Origin of the sequence: Acetobacter sp. AC2005 (assembly GCF_037901235.1) — a bacterium.
Lineage (GTDB): Bacteria > Pseudomonadota > Alphaproteobacteria > Acetobacterales > Acetobacteraceae > Acetobacter > Acetobacter oryzoeni.
Window position 1 is genome coordinate 1,596,660 of the sequence record NZ_CP149625.1, and the last position, 17,924, is coordinate 1,614,583.

17 protein-coding genes and 1 tRNA gene are annotated in these 17,924 nt (G+C 53.0%); 2 read left to right on the forward strand and 16 right to left on the reverse strand.

The features are described from left to right. Positions 1-3: 3 nt before the first annotated feature. On the reverse strand, positions 4-186 hold the full coding sequence (locus tag QQM41_RS07755) for a hypothetical protein (protein WP_339076751.1): 183 nt from the start codon (positions 184-186) through the stop codon (positions 4-6). Between the two features lie 81 nt (positions 187-267). Between QQM41_RS07755 and QQM41_RS07760 the strand changes: the two genes are divergently transcribed. Further along, positions 268-981 (forward strand): aspartyl/asparaginyl beta-hydroxylase domain-containing protein, encoded by a 714-nt coding sequence (locus QQM41_RS07760; RefSeq protein ID WP_339076752.1) that lies wholly within the window; start codon positions 268-270, stop codon positions 979-981. 263 nt (positions 982-1,244) lie between these two features. Here QQM41_RS07760 and QQM41_RS07765 read toward each other — a convergent pair. The 8 genes from QQM41_RS07765 to QQM41_RS07800 all read right to left on the reverse strand — a co-directional run bounded on the left by QQM41_RS07765 (position 1,245) and on the right by QQM41_RS07800 (position 10,462). Further along, a tRNA-Glu gene (locus QQM41_RS07765) sits at positions 1,245-1,320 on the reverse strand. Positions 1,321-1,855: 535 nt separating this feature from the next. Further along, positions 1,856-2,290 (reverse strand): DUF1489 domain-containing protein, encoded by a 435-nt coding sequence (locus QQM41_RS07770; RefSeq protein ID WP_339076753.1) that lies wholly within the window; start codon positions 2,288-2,290, stop codon positions 1,856-1,858. A 45-nt stretch (positions 2,291-2,335) separates the two neighbouring features. Next, the gene (gene hemW / locus QQM41_RS07775) at positions 2,336-3,490 is read right to left on the reverse strand and encodes a radical SAM family heme chaperone HemW (RefSeq protein WP_339076754.1); all 1,155 of its coding nucleotides are present in this window, start codon (positions 3,488-3,490) and stop codon (positions 2,336-2,338) included. 4 nt (positions 3,491-3,494) lie between these two features. Further along, positions 3,495-5,477 carry a potassium transporter Kup gene (locus QQM41_RS07780; protein ID WP_050818567.1) on the reverse strand — a complete coding sequence of 661 codons (1,983 nt, stop codon included), beginning with the start codon at positions 5,475-5,477 and terminating at the stop codon, positions 3,495-3,497. A 113-nt stretch (positions 5,478-5,590) separates the two neighbouring features. After that, entirely contained in the window at positions 5,591-6,289 is a 699-nt protein-coding gene (locus tag QQM41_RS07785; protein WP_339076755.1) for a YggS family pyridoxal phosphate-dependent enzyme, read from the reverse strand. A 143-nt stretch (positions 6,290-6,432) separates the two neighbouring features. Further along, entirely contained in the window at positions 6,433-7,464 is a 1,032-nt protein-coding gene (locus QQM41_RS07790; RefSeq protein WP_339076756.1) for an NAD(P)H-quinone oxidoreductase, read from the reverse strand. A gap of 124 nt (positions 7,465-7,588) precedes the next feature. Then, positions 7,589-9,355, reverse strand: a complete 1,767-nt coding sequence (locus QQM41_RS07795) for a chloride channel protein (RefSeq protein WP_339076757.1) — start codon at positions 9,353-9,355, stop codon at positions 7,589-7,591. Between the two features lie 84 nt (positions 9,356-9,439). Continuing rightward, a complete protein-coding gene (locus QQM41_RS07800) occupies positions 9,440-10,462 on the reverse strand; it encodes an ABC transporter substrate-binding protein (protein ID WP_339076758.1) in 1,023 nt (340 codons plus the stop codon). A 95-nt stretch (positions 10,463-10,557) separates the two neighbouring features. On the opposite strand from QQM41_RS07800, the gene QQM41_RS07805 reads away from it, so the two are divergent. Then, positions 10,558-10,770: a hypothetical protein gene (locus QQM41_RS07805; protein WP_196332587.1), complete on the forward strand. Its 213-nt coding sequence runs from the start codon at positions 10,558-10,560 to the stop codon at positions 10,768-10,770. 22 nt (positions 10,771-10,792) lie between these two features. Here the strand turns inward: QQM41_RS07805 and QQM41_RS07810 are convergent, their stop codons facing one another. From QQM41_RS07810 to QQM41_RS07840, 7 genes are read right to left on the reverse strand one after another with little or no spacing between them, the layout of a single operon-like run. Then, complete coding sequence (locus tag QQM41_RS07810; RefSeq protein WP_339076759.1) at positions 10,793-11,020, reverse strand: hypothetical protein; 228 nt, start codon at positions 11,018-11,020, stop codon at positions 10,793-10,795. A gap of 18 nt (positions 11,021-11,038) precedes the next feature. Beyond that, positions 11,039-11,623, reverse strand: coding sequence for a gluconokinase (locus QQM41_RS07815; RefSeq protein WP_339076760.1), 585 nt, complete (start codon positions 11,621-11,623; stop codon positions 11,039-11,041). 10 nt (positions 11,624-11,633) lie between these two features. Beyond that, positions 11,634-12,347 carry a ribose-5-phosphate isomerase RpiA gene (gene rpiA / locus QQM41_RS07820; protein ID WP_339076761.1) on the reverse strand — a complete coding sequence of 238 codons (714 nt, stop codon included), beginning with the start codon at positions 12,345-12,347 and terminating at the stop codon, positions 11,634-11,636. A 16-nt stretch (positions 12,348-12,363) separates the two neighbouring features. Continuing rightward, on the reverse strand, positions 12,364-13,110 hold the full coding sequence (gene pgl / locus QQM41_RS07825) for a 6-phosphogluconolactonase (protein WP_339076762.1): 747 nt from the start codon (positions 13,108-13,110) through the stop codon (positions 12,364-12,366). After that, positions 13,107-13,994 carry an HAD family hydrolase gene (locus QQM41_RS07830; RefSeq protein ID WP_128105975.1) on the reverse strand — a complete coding sequence of 296 codons (888 nt, stop codon included), beginning with the start codon at positions 13,992-13,994 and terminating at the stop codon, positions 13,107-13,109. The genes pgl and QQM41_RS07830 overlap by 4 nt, the downstream gene beginning before the upstream one ends. Positions 13,995-14,030: 36 nt before the next feature. Next, positions 14,031-15,029, reverse strand: a complete 999-nt coding sequence (gnd, locus tag QQM41_RS07835; protein WP_339076763.1) for a phosphogluconate dehydrogenase (NAD(+)-dependent, decarboxylating) — start codon at positions 15,027-15,029, stop codon at positions 14,031-14,033. 21 nt (positions 15,030-15,050) lie between these two features. Further along, a complete protein-coding gene (locus tag QQM41_RS07840) occupies positions 15,051-17,906 on the reverse strand; it encodes a bifunctional transaldolase/phosoglucose isomerase (protein ID WP_339076764.1) in 2,856 nt (951 codons plus the stop codon). Between the last annotated feature and the right edge of the window lie 18 nt (positions 17,907-17,924).

The window sequence follows — 17,924 nt, forward strand, 5'->3', positions numbered from 1 at the left end:
AGATTATGCCGCCCGCATAAGATCATTTAAAGCATCAATCTTATCGGCTAACATGGCCACGGAATTCGTAATGCTTTTGGGTATATTGGCTTCAGCTGTAAGTGTAGAGTTAAGCTTGTCTATATCGGAACTGATTTCAGAGAGCAGGGTATGAATTTCTGCTTGCGTTCCGTCTAAATCTTCCATTGTTTTCTCCTTGTTCATTGGTGAAATTTGAATATCTTATGTTTGTATAAACAAATGAAGTTATAGACGAGACCGGATATAATGGCGAAGAAAAAGACAATCTATCATCTCACAAAAAATCTTCGTGCAGTAGTTGATAACTTCATTATGCGCTGCTCGTTGTTGCCAGATCAAGCCATTTTCAACCCTCATATTTTTGCTTGGGTTAAGGATTTGGAGGCAAATTGGCAGACTATTTGCAAGGAAGCCACCCTTATTCGGGCGGGCAATATGCCTTCTTTGGGCGAAATCTCTCCAGATCATGGAAGAATTGCCGCAGATGCCCGTTGGCGTACGTTTTTTCTTGAGGGGTATGGCTATAAACGTCTGGAAAACAGGGCGTGTGTTCCGGTTACAGCTTCATTGATAGATAAGATCCCTGATTTATGCACAGCTACATTTTCTGTGCTTGAAGCAGGATGTCATATTCCGCGGCATCGGGGTATGACCAAGGGAATGCTGACCTACCATTTGGCATTACGTGTTCCAAAAGATAGAGAAAACTGCTGGATCCAGATTGAAGAAGGGGACGAATGTCACGTCTGCCCCTGGTCTGATGGACATTCTCTTTTGTTCGATGATACATATAACCATGAAGTCTGGAACAATACTGAGGAAGACAGATACGTTCTGCTCATTCAGGTCAAGCGTCCCTGTAAGTGGCCAGCTCGCCTGTTGATGAACGTTTTTTTCAAAGGTGTTCGGTATTCGCGCTTTGTGCAGGATATACGGAAAAATTTAGATAAATCTCAGTAGATCCATTTTGGTGGATTAAGTCCATCATTGGGTAAGTAATGATGGATGGCTCATGCATTTTTCCGATGGAAAGAATGTATTCTCAGATTGAGATATCTACGGCAGCCAGCCCGAACGTGCTTGCCGGTGCGGTACTGCGTTTTCCGAATTCTGGCCCATTCCTCGTGCCGTGGCGTAATTTCGCATTGGCCGTATGGGGTCATATGACATCATTTTATTCTGGCAATTCAATAAAACTGCCTATGAGTCTTACTTAAAAGACTTGGCGTCCCGTACGGGATTCGAACCCGTGTTGCCGCCGTGAAAGGGCGGTGTCCTAGGCCTCTAGACGAACGGGACAAGAGGCTGTGTTGAGGCGCTTTGTAGAGATAATGCCGGGGGGCGTCAAGGCAGGAAATAGACTTTTGTGGAGGTTTTTGAAAAAAATAATCATTCCAGAATATGCCAACTGATTGTTCTGGTTAAAATGGCATGAGGACCCCCGATTAAGACCAGCAATGCACATGCCAATCAAGCATTTTATAAAAGGCCTAACGGTTTGTTACTTTGTTTGCATGGTTACGGTAGCAGCATTCGCGCAAAGCAGCTTGCATAATATTGCGGTCTGTCAGCTTGCTGCTGGGCATCCTGTATTTTGCAGTAAGCCTTTTACGGGAAAGGCTGCAATGCCGTTCCCATTGGGAAGCGGTGCATATTATGCGTGTTCAATTACAGCAGGAAACATCACATTCTGTGCCGCACCTTATACAGGTAGAGCGGTCATTCAGCAGCTTAATGGTGTGTATGCATCCTGTTTGATTGAACTTGGGCAGGTAAAGTTTTGCAGCCTTCCTTATACCGGTCGTGCTGTTATTCCCGGATGATAGGGAATATTTTACAGGCCAAGTTCTAACAATTTTTTCTGCAGAGAAAGGGGCAGGTCTGCTGGGCGCGCGTCGGTTCCCTGTAAATCAGGTGGTGCATCTTGGCTTTGTAGGTACCGCCACCCCTGAAATGCTCGCATGGCGCGGGGTTCTACGGGAATAATCTTGGGAGAAAGCAAGATAAGTGTGCCCTGTGTACCATCAGCCCGTGTTGTGGTTTGAATATCCAGAATGGGTTGTCGGCACAAAATAAGCCCGTTGATAACGCGGTAAAGCGAACCACCATCCAGAAGGGCATCTTTCTGCTTGGGAAAAGAACGCGTGTGCACCACAGGCAGGGGCGTATCATAATCAGGGTGGCTGTGCGTATTGAATGGCTGTTTTAACCGTTCGCTCAGATCTTCGAGTGATTCAACGCCTACAGCCAGCTTGATCAGATTAAGCATTTTTCCAATGTAGTGTACTACTTACGCCAGACAAGGCTCTATTTTTTAAAGCACCAACGCGTGCAATAGGGCTTCTAACCGCAATCGGCCTTCTTCTGTCGCGTATAAATGGGTGGGCGTTTGCACAAGGTAGCCTTCTTCCAACGCCGCAGCCAGAATAACCGGGTCTAGGGTTTCGGTTAGTTGCAGGCCTGTGCGGGCCTGAAAGTGGCTAAGAGCAATGCCTTCCTGTAAACGCAGGCCCATCAGCAACATTTCTCGCGCACGTTCCTGCGGCACAAGCGGCTCCTGAGATGTCTGTCCAGAACCCGTGCTTTCTACAAGCTCGGCCCAAGGCTCGGGCGCGCGGTGCCGGCGTGTGGCATAAAGCTGGCCATCTAGCGTAATGCGCCCATGCGCACCCGGACCAATGCCCAGATAATCACCATAATGCCAGTATGTCAGGTTATGGCGGCTTTCACTGCCCGGTTTGGCGTAGTTGGAAACCTCATACGCATTCAGCCCGTGTGCGTGCGTGATGGCCGTTGTTGTTTCATAAAGTGCGGCGGCTGTTTCCTCATCCGGTAGGCTGAAACTGCCTTGCCGGTAAAGGGCTTCAAACTTGGTGCCAGGTTCAATGGTTAACTGATAGAGCGAGACATGATCTGCCACCAGTTGCAGCGCTGTCTCTAGCTCTGTTTCCCATGCAGCCACGCTCTGGTTGGGGCGTGCGTAAATCAGGTCAAACGTAATGCGGGGGAACAATGAACGTGCAAGTTCCAGCGCAGCCAGTGCCTGTGTGGCGGAGTGCTGCCGACCCAAAAAATGCAGAGCCTCATCATTCAGGGCCTGAATACCCAGGGAAACACGGTTGATTCCGGCCTGCCTGAAATCTTTCAGTCTTTCGGCTTCTACGCTGGTTGGGTTGGCTTCCAGCGTAATTTCAAGGTTGGGAGCAGCATCAAATAGAGATGTGGCATCATCTATCAGGCTCGCGACCGTTTGCGGGGCCATGAGAGAGGGTGTGCCGCCACCAAAAAAGATGGATGTCAGGTGGCGGCGGCCCAAACGGTTGGCTTCATGCGCAAGCTCTGCGCGAAGGGCCTGCGCAAAGCGCGCCTGTGGAATTTCTGCCCGTACGTGTGAGTTGAAGTCACAGTACGGGCATTTGGCCAAACAGAATGGCCAGTGGATGTAAAGGGCGAGTGCGTCCTGTTCCACAGTGTTAGATAGCCACTTTCACGCCCAGTTCCACAACACGATCTGGCGGAATACGGAAGAATTCCATGCTGGAGGTGGAGTTGCGGAGCATGAACAGGAAGATGGACATTCTCCAGCGCGACATGCGCGGCACAGAGGAACGGGTAATCAGTTCGCGGGATGTGAAATAGGAGGCCTGAAGGGCATCAAAATCCACGCCGTTGGCTTTCAGTTCTTCCAGTGCACGGGGGATGTTGGGCATTTCCATAAACCCGTAGCGCAGCACAATGCGGTAGATATCTGGTGCCAGTTCTTCCACAGCTACGCGGTGGCCGCGCTCTGCTTCTGGCTGATCAAGGTTCTGCACGGTTACGAACAGCACATGATCATGCAGGATTTTGTTATGGCGCAGATTATGCAGCAGGCACGGAGGCACAAAGTCTGGTGTGCTGGTCATGAACACAGCCATGCCCGGTACACGAATGATGCGGGACTGCGGAAGCCGGGCAATGAAGGACCCCATGGGCAGACTATCCTGCCGCTGGCGTGCAATAATAAGGCTGCGGCCTTTTTTCCATGTGGTCATCATCAGGGTCAACACGCAGCCAAGCAGCACTGGCACCCAACCGCCATCAGGAATTTTAAGAGCGTTGGCAGCAAAGAAGGTGCTGTCCAGCAGCAGGAAGCCCCCAAATATGGCTCCCACTTTCCATGCAGGCCAGTTGAAGTGGCGATGGAAAACGACAATAGCCAGAATGGAAGTGCAGATAAATGTGCCCGTAACCGCAATACCATAGGCAGAGGCCAAGGCATCGGAACTACGGAAGGCCACCACCAGCAGCACGGCCCCAACGGCAAGGAAGCGGTTGAAGTCCGGCAGATAAATCTGGCCTTCTTCTTCTGCATTGGTGTGGGTAATGCGCAGCCGGGGCATATAGCCTAGCTGGATCAACTGGCGGCAGATGGAAAAGCCGCCGGAAATGCCGGCCTGACTGGCAATAACAGTGGCAAAGGTAGAAAGCACCACCATTGGCCCCTGCATCCAGTGCGGGCACAGCAGGAAGAAGGGGTTTGCCAAGGCTTTGGGGTCAGCAATTACCAGTGCGGCCTGCCCAAAATAGTTGAGCACCAGCATGGGCAGCACAAAGAAAAGCCACGCATAGCGGATAGGGGCGCGGCCAAAATGGCCCATATCAGCATACAGAGCTTCTGCCCCGGTGACGCACAATACGACAGAGCCGAGTGCCAGAAAGGAAAGCTTGCCGTGGTAGAAGATAAATTCCAGCGCGTAGGTGGGTGAAAGCGCCATCAGAATAGCTGGGTGATGCAGAATTTCCATCAGCCCCAGCACACCCAGCGTGCCAAACCACAGCAGCATGATTGGCCCAAATATGGCGCCAACCTTGCCCGTGCCTATCCATTGCACGCTAAACAGGCTGATAATCACCAATATGGCTACGGGTATCACAAAGTCATGCGCCGCAGGCACACTCACTTCCACGCCTTCAATGGCGGAAAGCACGGAAATGGCAGGGGTAATAATGCCATCACCAAAAAACAGACAGGCCCCTACAATACCAACCAGCCCTAATATCCATCGGGTTTTCTGGTTGATAACCACGCGTTGGGCGAGGGACATAATGGCAAGGATACCGCCCTCACCATTATGGTCAGCCCGCATGATCAGGATGACGTATTTAACCGTGACAATCAGGATCAGCGTCCAGAAAATCAGGCTGGCAACGCCCAGAATTTCCCACGGGGCTACCTGATGGTGGCCCGAAATAACCTCGACAGTAGAGCGGAAGGCGTAAAGTGGGCTGGTGCCGATATCACCATACACAACGCCCAACACACCCAGCAGAGCGGCAAAGCCAACAGGGGCGGCAGCGTGCTGCGGTTGGTCGGCGTCAAATTCCGTAATGCGCCGCGGTTCCGGCGCTGAAGCCACATGCGGCTGATCTCCTGTAGGGGAAGAACCAGCCGGTTTGTTGGCGGGGTCAGTCATGGTGTCTCTGGCTCCACGTCAGTCTTGCAGGGGCACGTTGCCCCGTTCGCCCTGCATAAAGGGCGCAGATAGGTGGAAGCAAGGCATACTGGCCTCCACCCAGAAAATGAAAATCAGGGAGAAGGTGGCCGCGGGCCGAAAATTGCGGTGCCAACACGCACAAGAGTTGCCCCTTCGGCAATGGCCTGTGGGTAATCTGCAGACATTCCCATGGAAATAACAGGAAGCCCATGTTCCTGCGCCATGCTGCGCAGAAGCCTAAAATGCGGCACTGGGTCTTGCGTGGCAGGCGGAATGCACATCAGCCCTTGCAGTTTGGCCCCAAACTGCTGGCGGCAGGTGCGGATAAAGCTATCTGCTTTTTCACGCGGGACACCAAACTTCTGGGGCTCATCACCTGTGTTAACCTCAATCAACAGTTCAGGCAGGCGGCCTTCTTTATCTGCCGCTTTGGCCAAGGCTTCTGCTAGTTCCGGCCGATCTAGGCTTTCTATCACATCGGCAATGCGCACTGCATCACGCGCTTTGTTTGTTTGCAGGCCGCCGATCAGGTGCAGCCGGAGGTCAGGATAAGTTGCCCGCAGGGCGGGAAACTTGCTGGCGGCTTCCTGCACCCGGTTTTCTCCAAACACACGCTGGCCTGCGGCAAGAGCTTCCTGCACGCTTTCAAGCGGATGGAATTTGGAAACGGCAACCAGCGTAACAGAGGCGGGATCCCGGCCTGCTGCGTGTGCTGCTGCGTCAATATTCTGGCGAACGGCCGTAAGCCGGTCCGCCAGAACAGATGAGGGAAGGGTGGATGGTGTTTCCATGAGGCGTCAAAATTCTTGAAGATGGGCACTTGGTCAAGTGCCGCAAACGCCGCATACCTATGTTGAGATGGGAAGATAGTCTTTTCAGGCACCTAGAGAACTTGGACTAAAGCGCCTGAAGGATGCCGAGTATAAAAGCAAATTTATACTGCAAGAGAATCGACTGTTAAGATAATTTTACCCAAATGGTGCCCATCTTCCATGGCCTGATGCGCAGCCGCAGCCTGTGCCAATGGAAAAGTTTGATGGATAAGAGGGCGTATTGTGCGGCTGTTTAGCAAGGGCCAGACTTTTACTTTTAACTCTTGTGCAATGCGGGCTTTGCTGGCGCTATCACGCGGGCGCAACGTGCTGCCTGTTACAATAAGCCGGTGCGTCATAATCCGCACCAGATTAGCCTGCTCGGCCTTTGCGCCACCTTGCAGTGCGATAATGATGAGCTTGCCATCAAAGGCGAGGCTTTTGAGATTTCGCTCAAAATAAGGGCCACCCACCATATCAAGAATAGCATTTACGCCTTTGCCTTTGGTCAGTTCCGCAATGCGTTCGGCAAAGTCTTCCGTTTTGTAGTTAATGGCTTGTGCACCCAGTTGTTCGCACAGAGCGCATTTTTCATCAGTTCCGGCTGTTGCAAAAGGCGTGCCGCCAAAAGCTTTAACAAGCTGAATAGTCGTTGTGCCAATGCCGCTACTGCCACCATGGATCAATACCCGTGCATCTTTGGGCAGCATGGTGGGCATAAAAAGGTTAGACCACACGGTAAAAAAGGTTTCCGGCAGTGCTGCTGCCTCTATGGCATTAAAGCCTTCAGGCCAAGGCAGACACTGTCCGGCAGGTACAAGGCAATATTCTGCATATCCGCCTCCATTTGCTAGGGCGCATACGCGGCTCCCTATGGCGGGCATTGTAACATCTTCTTGCGGCAGACCGTGCGCAACAACTTCCCCTGCTATTTCCAGCCCCAGCCTAGGGCAAGCACCGGGCGGAGAGGGATAAAGCCCTTTGCGCTGCATGATATCCGGCCGGTTTACGCCAGCAGCCATCACGCGTACCAGCACTTCGCCGCGGCCAGGCTGCGGAATCTGAATGGTTTCCACGTGCAGCACATCGGGTGCGCCCGGTTGCGTAAAACAGATGGCTTTCATGGTGGAAGGTAAAAGGGGGGCTGCAGACATAGATTGTTCCACCGTTTGTAGTGGTTAAACCAAAAATATTTAACGTATTTGCATTATCGTATAGACACCTCACGCACGTTCACGTCTGCGCTATAATTGACTGTTTTCTCTGGTTTGTGATGTGCTAGCGCCGGTGTTTTTCACCAGCCAGTTCCCGGCGGGTGCGTTCCAGTTCTTCTGCATAACGGCGTAAAACATAGCGTTCACTTAGTATGCCAAGCACATTGTGATCTGTGTCTGTAACAGCCAAGGCGGGCAAACTTGTGCTTTCAAACGCAGCCAAAGCGCGGGAGAGGCTATCTTCTGGTGCAAGAACCATGCTGTCTGAAGGTAGCAGGCTCTGCAAGGGGTGGTTAGCGGGCGTTACCATGGATTGAACTTGCGCGTATTCTACCAGTCCCATGCAGTGGTGCTGATTATCCAGCACAACAATGTAACGGGGTGCACGGCCCGTAAACGCAGTGCGTGCTTGGGCTACAGACGTTTCAGCAGGCAGTGTATCCACTTGTGTGCGCATCATCTGCCCCACGGTCAGTGTGCGCATCCAGCCCACATCTACGCCAGAGCGAATGTTTTCTCCACGCAGATGAAAGCGCCATGTGGTGAAGGAATAGCCAAAAATACGCCGAGTGGTGAGCGAGGATGTAATGGCAGCCAAAGCCACGGCTGCTGTCATGTTGGCGCTGTGTGTTGTTTCCAGCGCCAACAGAATCATGGTGAAGGGGCCACCAATAATGGTTGTTGCCAGCGCACACATGCCAGCAACGGTGCAAAGCGTAATGGGCAGAGAAAGAAGAGGGGCTGTCAGCCCCGTAAAGGCTGCTCCCGTTAGAACACCCAGATAAAGAGATGCAAAAAAGAGACCACCACGAAAGCCACTGCCAATGGAAATGGTAGAGGCCAAGGCTTTTAGCAGAAGTAGGCCTATGGCCAGCCATAATGTGGGCGGCATAATCAGCCCTTCCCGCATGGCCATGTGCCCAGAAGACAGCACAGAAGGAGAAATCAGGGCCAGTAACCCAACCAGTAATCCACCTACTGCCGGACGCAACCAAAGAGGGGGCAGAATACGACGGAAAAGAGATTCCGTCAGTGTCACGCTTTTCATCAGCCCAACGCCGATAAGGGCTGTGGCAATGCCCAGCAGTATGAGACACGGATACGCCAGCGGTGGAATGGCTTGTGGCAATGCAAGAGAGAGTTCTGGCAGATTGGCTCCAGCAAGATGCACAACAGCCAAAGCACAGAGAGATGCACAGGCTACAGGAGCAAGTAGGGGAAAGGCGTAGGAGCCAATAACCAGCTCAAACGCGTAAAAAGCCCCAGCCAGAGGGGCATCAAACGCAGCGCCAATAGCGCCTGCCGCACCACACCCTACCAACAGGCGTATATCTGCACGGTGCATGCGGAGGTTTCGCCCAATGCGGGAGCCAAATGCGGCTCCAATCTGGCTGAAACCGGCTTCCAGCCCAATAGACGCACCGCAACCGTTTGAAAGAACAGTTTGCCCGGCAACAATCAGGCTGTCTTTCAGGTTCATGCGGCCGCCGTGCAGGGCATTGGCTTCAATAGGGTCTACAGGCCGATGGCGTTGGCGGGTAAGGGCGAGGTTCCATAACCCAAGCAACAATCCCCCGAAAATGGGAACCAACAGGGCGTGTAAAGGTGTAATGTGTTGCAGGCCAGAAAGTCGGGAATGACCGGGTGCTAGAATCTGATGAACCAGAAAAGTTGCTTTGGTCATAAGGCTGACAGCGCCACCAGCCAGCAGACCAATAAGAACAGCCAGTGCAACAAGCCATAAGGAATCCGTACGCACCAAGGCGCGTAAGGTCAGCAAAAGGCGTGCAGGCGTTTTATGAGTGCGCAGGTGGTCCAGCAATCCTGTCATGGATCGGACATAACAGGACGACTGAGCAACGTCCAACACATCACATAAGTGTCATGCACTTTTATGGCATATGATGCATGGTGATTATGGAGCAGGCGGTTTTCCTGCCAAAATAAGATCAGCTTCCTGATCTGTTAACGGGTAATGAAAAAACTTGCGATAGAAGGCCTGTGTGGCCTTGTGCATATCGGTATCTGCAAAAAGGTCTGGATGCAGTTTTTGTGCAACCCATTGGAGTTGCAGCAGTTCTTCCGCTCCGTATCTGTCCCATGCAAATACGCCTTGTGGGTTTATCCATGCCCGCCCGTTTTTGAAAGCGGCGAGAGATCTGAGAGGAGAAGCCGCATCTGGCATGCCTGCAGAGGCCCCGATAATAATGACATCCGGGTTCCACACAGCAATCTGCTCAAAAGAAACAGGCCGATGGTTGCCGCTGACCGTAGCGGCATTTTGCCCACCAGCAGTTTGTATCCAAGCGTCTATCAGCGTGTCTGTGCCATCAATCTGCAACGGGTTCAGGCGCGCAATATGCAAAACGCGTGGGCGCTCTTTGGCTGGTACATTGGCCAAACGGGTGCTTAATTGCTTCAGCGTTGCTTCCATATCCTGCCTGTAGGATTGGGCAACCTTAGAGGCTTCTGGCGTATCCAGTGCTTGGGCTGTCATGTCCATGGATTTTAGCATTTGCGGCAGAGTTGTATATTCCGCACATAAAGTGGGCACACCCATTCTGCGCAGTTCTTCTGCCTTTGCAGCAGTTGGTACAAAAGCCAGACCGATGTTGAGAGCCAGCAGATTTTCTGCACTGGCGGTATCAGGCCGCACACCCGTATGGGCGTTTTTCATGACAGGCGCGACCTTGAACAGCCAAGGGCTATCTACCGGGTTTTCTGCAGAAACCCGAATACGGTTTGCCGCCCCCAGCATGACGGAAATTTCGTTATGGGCAAACCATAGGTCTGCAATGGGTGGGTGGTCATCCTTGATCTCGACGGTATGACCACTCATATCCGTAACGCTGCGTGCCATGGCGGCAGGGGCAATAAAAGAGCCTAACCCCGCAATCAGCAGGGTGGAGCAGCAAAGGCGTGTCAGCAATGAAGCCATGAAATGTATCCTATTTTTATATACGATAGGATACAGATAAATGCACCACAAGCACCACGTTGGTGCGGATATGGTGCAGCATTGGAGGAAAGAGCGTGCGGAAGCACAAGGTTATGCTGGGGGATAAACTGCTTTATCAGGCATCTCAGCTTTCACATGCTCAACGCTTTGCAAAGGCACGGCAGGCCGAAGGTGTGCCATGCCACGTTGTGCCAGATGAAACGCCTAAACTACCCCGTAAGGTGAGAATCAATAGCCTCACCGGTAAACCGTATCGCAAGGTGACATCGGAAAAAGCAGAGCGTTAACTGTTGCGCTTCGTGCAAAAAATTATACAAGCACCGAGCGGTTGTTGCGCCATGCTTCTTCCAGCGCATCTGCCGGATCTGCATGGGGTGCGCTCCAGCTTCCTTCCTTATCCGGTGCGTGTGTGAGCGCGCGCCATGTGGCTTCACCAGTCGAACGCTCCAAAGCAATGTGCCAGCCGGGTGGGATACGTGTGAGCAAGCGTTCCATTTTCTGCCCGGATGTAAGCGGCTTAGCGTAATTATGTCCCACTATCTTCTCCCGTAGCGTTTATATGTTTGAGGGAAGAGTTCTCAAGCGCGTTAGAATTTCAGCAATGACTTCAGCAGGTTCAGGCAGCACGGAAAAAGTGAGCGCCTGTTCATCTGCCTGCGGAGGTTCCAATGTTTGTATCTGGCTTGGCAGTAAGGAGGCGGGCATAAAGTGGTCGGGCCGCGTTTTTAGCCTTTGTGCCAGAACAGATGTATCTGCGCTTAAATAGATAAATAATGGTTTTACGCCATCTTGCCGAAGTTGATCACGATAAATGCGGCGGAGGGCAGAGCAGGCAAGAATACCGCCTGTTCCGGCTTTTTGTTTTTCTGCCAACCAAGCATGGCAGCGTGTTAGCCAGCCTTGGCGATCTTCATCCGTAAGTGGGATGCCATGAGCCATTTTTTCAATGCTGGAGGGAGAATGCAGGCTGTCTGCATCCAGCCACGGCCATCCCAACTCATTATGCAGGCCCTCGGCCACAGTGCTTTTGCCAGATCCGCATACACCCATAACAACCAGCAGGTGCCGGGTAATACCCTGTGCCGCTGGTTGGGTAGGGAGTGTGCTGTCTGTGGGGTAGGCAGAAGCATTCTGTGGCATGGGAGATATTTTAATCCTGTTGCGGGGTGAGGATGCGTATGCCTTCTGGCCCAGCGGTAATGGTTTGGCACGCCATATGCAGAAACAGCCCGTGTTCAACCACACCAACAATTTCCAGAATGGAGCGGCCCAGTTTTTTGGGTTCCATCATGGGGCCAAATACGCAATCCATGATCAGGTTCTTTTCATCGGTCAGATAGAAAGATCCATCTCGGTTGCGCCGTGGTGTGACATGTGCGCCCAATTCACCCAACTGGCGTGCAACTTTTTCCCAACCAAAAGGAATAACCTCTACGGGCAGGGGGCATTTTGCACCCAGATGGTCCACGTATTTGCTGGCATCGGCCACCACAACAAACTGCTTTGCGGCAGAGGCGACTATTTTTTCCCACAATAGAGCGCCCCCTAAACCTTTAATCAGGTTGAGGGTGCGGGGTTCAATTTCATCAGCACCGTCTATGGCGATATCAAGTTCAGGCTGTTCTCCAAAAGTGGTGAGGGGAATCCCTTCTTCTTTAGCCTGCTTTTCCGTAACACTGGATGTGGGAATGGCCCGGATACGCAGGCCTTCTTCGCGCACACGGCGGCCGAGTTCAGCAACAACAAATTTGGCGGTAGAACCCGTGCCAAGGCCAACGGCCATGCCATCCTGCACAAGGGATGCAGCCTTGATGGCAGCCTGCTGTTTAAAGGCGGCAGCGGGATCGGGCGGTGTTGCGGTCATGCCTGTTTATATCCTGTTAGTTCTGCGGTGCTGGGGCTGCGGGCTGATCTAAAAACCAGATCAGATCTCCTGCACTGGTAATGGCGCTGGCGGGGCAGGCGGGATCCTGCGCTCTTACGCGGGTAACGGCTTCTTTTTTATCAGCCCCTTCTACCAGAAAAATAACATGCCGGCTGGCATGAATGGCCGGGTAGGTCAGTGTCAGACGTGTGTGGGGGGCAACAGGGGGCACGCAAGGGGCAACCCATGCAGTGCGTTCCTGCAATACCGGTTGGCCGGGGAAAAGGGAGGCTGTATGGCCATCTGTGCCTAAGCCCAGCAGGTTTACGTCAAAAAGTGGTTTGTCTGCTTGCAAAGCATCTCCCTGATATATCTGTTTCAGGGTTGCTTCATATTCCTTGGCGGCTTGCTCCGCTGTGCCTTTATCCGGCATGGGGAAAATGTTTTCTGCGGGCACTGGCACGCGAGAAAACAGCAGGCGGCGCATCATGCCATAATTGCTGTCAGCATGATCGTGCGGCACAAATCTGTCATCCCCCAAGAAAAACTGCATGCGCTGCCACGGAAAGCGGCTGGCATAGGGTTCTTCTGTCATCAGGCGGTAAAGGTGCTGCGGTGTGCTACCCCCGCTGAGTGCGATGCGGAAGGGGGCTTCCGGGCGCTGGAGTGTCTGTTTTACAAGCCAATCAGCCAGATCATGCATCAGGCTGTCTCGTGTTGCAGAAATGTGCAGGGCACCGTTGGCGGTAGTCTGTTCTGTCACGATACTGTCTTTCCTGCCGTGTCTGAAAGCGGAGCCACGCGGGGCAATACAAACTGTTCCATGGCTTTGGCCCAGCCATCTTCCGAATTAGGGGCGGTTACGAAATGTGCCGTTTCTGCCACTTCCGGTTTTGACTGCCCCATGGCGATAGAAAGCCCACCAATGGAGAGCATAGGCACATCGTTGTTCATGTCCCCAATGCAGGCCACTTCTTCTATGGGAATATTATAAAAGCTGGCCAATTGGCGCAGAGCGTAGCCTTTGTTGGCATCTTTGGGGGTGATATCCAAAAAGCATTGGCAGGAGCGGGCCACGCTGGCGCGGCCTTCAAGCAACTGCCCGATTTCCAGCTCCTGACGCATCAAAGCTTCATAATCGGCAGAAGACCCGGTCACCTTACCAACATCCTGCCGGTAATCATCAAAAGAAGGCACGGCTGTAGGTGTCATGCGCACGGCTTTTGCTTCGGGTTCTACGTAAGCGCCGGTTGCATTGGTGACCAACCATTCGTGCCCACGGAACAGCCACGCATCAATGTCGTGCACCTTGAGCATATCCAGTGTTTCCTGAACAGCTTCGGGGTCTAATGAAAGGCGGGAGCGGATTGTGCGGTCTGCATTAAAAATGGTGCCACCGTTTAGCGCGCCATAAGGCGTGTGCAGGCCCAGCACATCAAAATACATTTCCATGCCACCCGGAGGGCGGCTGCTGACAAGACAGACCGGCACACCGGCCTGCTTGAGCGTTTGGATGGCGGCAATGCTATGGCGTGTTACCTGTTTTTCAGGCGTCAGCAGCGTGCCGTCCATGTCAGATACAACAAGGCGGATGCGGGAGGCAGGCGGACGGCCCGGGTTGAGTCCGTTCTGTCCGTTATCTGTCATACTTCCCGACTCCTACCTTGTGTCTAAAATGTTATTTTAGTTCTTGTTTTCTACGTGGCCACCAAAGCCAAAGCGCATGGCTGATAGCACTTTTTCTGCAAATGTGTTGCCGCTGCGTGAACGGAAGCGTGTGAACAATGCGGCCGTCATCACCGGCACTGGCACGGATTCCTCAATGGCAGCTTCAATTGTCCATCGGCCTTCACCAGAATCACTGACTTCACCGCTGAACTCAGAAAGCTCACCATTTTTGGCCAGAGCCTGAGCGGTAAGATCCAGCAACCAGGAAGATACCACGCTGCCACGGCGCCAGACTTCGGCAATATCTGCCATGTTGAGGGAGAAGCGTTCATCTTCTGCCAGCAATGGTGAATCCTTGCGGTACATCACGTCAAAGCCTTCAGCAAAGGCCTGCATCATGCCGTATTCAATGCCGTTATGAACCATTTTAACAAAATGGCCTGACCCAGCTGGGCCACAATAAAGGTAGCCCTGCTCTGCACGGGGGTCGAGATCTGCACGGTCACGGTCCGGCGTGCGTGGAATATCCCCAATTCCCGGTGCCAGAGAGGTCAGAATGGGGTCAATATAATCAGCGGCTTCACGCGGGCCGCCATACATCATGCAGTAGCCGCGGTCCAAACCCCACACACCGCCAGATGTGCCAACATCAATGTAATCAATGCCTTTTTCAGCCAGCACTTTGGCGCGGCGGATATCGTCTTTGTAGTAGGTGTTGCCACCATCAATAACGATATCACCTTTTTGCATCAGGCCAGCCAAGGCCATTACGGTTTCTTCCGTAATGGCGCCAGCCGGAAGCATGGACCATACAATCTTTTTGGGTCCGTTCAGCTTTTCCACCACATCGGCAAGGTTGCTGGCGGCAACAGCACGACCGGCTTCTGCGCGAGCAACGGTTTTTTCCACCATTGCGGTATCGCGGTCATAAACAACAACGTCGTGCCCGTGCCGTGTCAGGCGGACGGCAATGTTGCCGCCCATTCTGCCCAGTCCAACAATGCCAATCTGCATAATGTTCTCCTGTTTAATATTTTACAGGGCGTCATGCAGGGCAGAAGCAAGCGCTGCAAGGCCTTCTTTGAGATTTCCTTTAATATGCACCCGCAGGGCACGGCGCTTGCGTTCGGCCAGCACATCAAAATCACCACGTGCCTGAGCGGCTTTTACAACGCCAAAGGAATAGCCAGTGCCGGGCACGGGTAGGTCTCGCGCATCATCCGCTGTAATTTGCAGGAACACCCCTGTGTTGGGCCCACCTTTGTAAGCCTGACCGGTAGAGTGCAGGAAGCGCGGCCCGAACTCTGCCGCCGTGGCAATGGTTTTGGCATCACGCACATGCAGGCGCGCATGCTGGATCCATTCCAGTGTTTCACGGTTACGTTCAATGTAAGCCAGAAGCCCCACGTAATCCCCAGCCTTTACGCGGTCAAAATGCGCTTTCAGGATAGCCGTGGCCGTATCTCCCTTAAGGGCGGCTGCATTGGCCTGATCTGCAAAAAACACCAGCGGCCCGTGCTGCGCAAAGGGTTCTTCTGCGGGCAGTTTGCCGGTTTTTTCGTAAGCGGCCATCAGCTTGCGCGTTTCGATCTTGGTGGATTCAACATCCGGCTGATCGAACGGATCAATGTTCAGGAAAGCACCAGCAACAGCGGTGGCAATCTCCCAACGGAAGAATTCCTGCGCAATCTGGCGCTTATTGTGGAAGTTAATGGTGATGACAGGCTGTCCGGCATCAATTAGGGTTGAAATGGCTTCATCCTGCTCATGCCGATGTTCTGTTGCAAGGCGCAGATAAACAAACAATCTATCCTTGCCGTAGCGCTTGGGGCCGCCCAGCGTTTCATCATCAATGGGGATAATGCCTTTGCCATGCTTGCCGGTGGATTCAGCAATAAGCTGTTCCATCCAAGCGCCAAAGTCCATGATCTGTGGCGTGGCAATAATTGTCAGCTTATCCCGCCCGAACTGTGTGGCGGCAACACCCATAATGGTGCCCAACAACACGCCGGGGTTGGATACGGGCGGCACGCTGCCATCGCACATGCGTACGCCACGCAGCGCGTCTTCAAGAAACAAGCGTAACGGCACACCGGCTGCGGCTGCAGGCACCATACCAAAGTTGGAAAGCACGGAATAACGGCCACCAATTTGCGGGTCACCAGAAAAAATCTTCCAGAACCCTTCAGCCTTGGCATAGGCCTCCAGCTTGGAGCCCGGGTCTGTAATGGCTACAAAATGTGAACCCGCTTTTTCTTTCAGCGCCCGTTTGGCCAGATCCTGGAAGTAGGCCAGCATAATGCTGGGTTCCAGCGTGCTGCCGGATTTGGAGGCCACAATAAACAGTGTGTGGTGCGGGTCTATCTTTTTCTCAAAAGCGGCAACCTGCTGCGGGTCTGTGCTGTCCAGCACGTAAAGATGGCCAAAGCCTTCGTGCTTGCCAAAGGTCATGGCCAGCACTTCTGGCCCAAGGCTGGAACCACCCATGCCCATCAGCAGAACCTGATGGAAACCGCGTGCTTTCACTTCAGCCTGAAAGGCTTCCAGACTCCCAATATGGTTTAGGCGGTCATCTACCGTGTTCAGCCAGTTCAGCCATTTGGCTTCTGGTCCATTGGTCCAGACAGAAGCATCCTTGGCCCACAGGCGGCGGATGGAGCCATCCTTACGCCAAGCGTTTAAGCCTTTATCAACGGCTTCCTGAAAATCAGCTGGCAGGCTTGTTTTCAGGGTAGTGAGCTTATCTCTAAGAAGAGTCGCCTGCTTGGCGGCAACAGAGCCCAGCAGCCCATCAAAGGCATCAGCAAAGGACTGCACACCTTCATCTACAAGGGTTTTGGTAATGCCATCCAGATCAAGGCCAAGGCGCTGGGTATCTTCCATCACCTGTCGGGCGTTGGTGATATCCGTGCCGAGTGTTTCGGCTACGGTGCCGTGGTCACGGAAAGCATCCATAGTGGCGGGCGGCAGGGTGTTGACAGTCTGCGGGCCGATCAGGCTCTCAACATACAGCACATCGCTATAGGCTTTATCTTTGGTGCCAGTAGAGGCCCACAGGAGGCGCTGAGTTTGAGCACCTGCTTCTTCCAGCGCTTTCCAGCGCGGCGTCTGCATCATTTCCTGCCAGTACACATAGGCCATCTTGGCATTGGCAATGGCAACTTTGCCACGTAGGGTCTTTAGGGCTGCGGCGTCTTTATCTCCCGCAGCAACGCGCCGATCAATTTCTGCATCAATCTTGCTGTCAATCCGGCTGACAAAGAAGGAAGCAACGGATGCAACGCGGGACAGATCTCCGCCTTTGGCTTGCAGGTCTTCCAGACCGCTAAGCCATGCGTCCACCACGTCTTTGTAAGCATTCAGAGAGAAAATAAGTGTGACGTTGACGTTAATGCCCGCAGCAATGCTTGCCCGAATAGCCGGAATGCTTTCTGGCGTTGCGGGAATTTTAACCATCAGGTTGGGCTCAGCCACATCTGCCCACAGGCGGGCGGCCTCATGTGCTGTGCCTTCCATATCCCGCGCCAGATACGGAGAAACTTCCAGGCTTACAAAGCCATCCTTGCCATGGGCCTGTTCATAAACAGGGGCCAGCACATGGGCCGCTGCCTTGATATCGGCAACTGCCAGCTTTTCGTAAAGCACACCCGGGGCAACAATTTCATGCGCCAGAATATCGCGCATCTGGGCATCATATTCCGTGCCTTCTCCCATTGCTTTTTGGAAGATGGCCGGGTTGGAGGTGACACCACGAATGTCATCATCCTGCACGAGGCGCGCCAGTGAACCATCTTCCACAAAGGAACGACGGATGAAGTCCAGCCAAGGGGACTGGTGGGCTTTTGCAAGTGCCCGTAGTGGATTGGCGCTTGGCGTGGCAGAGGATGTCATTGGTAGTTATCCTTTCTC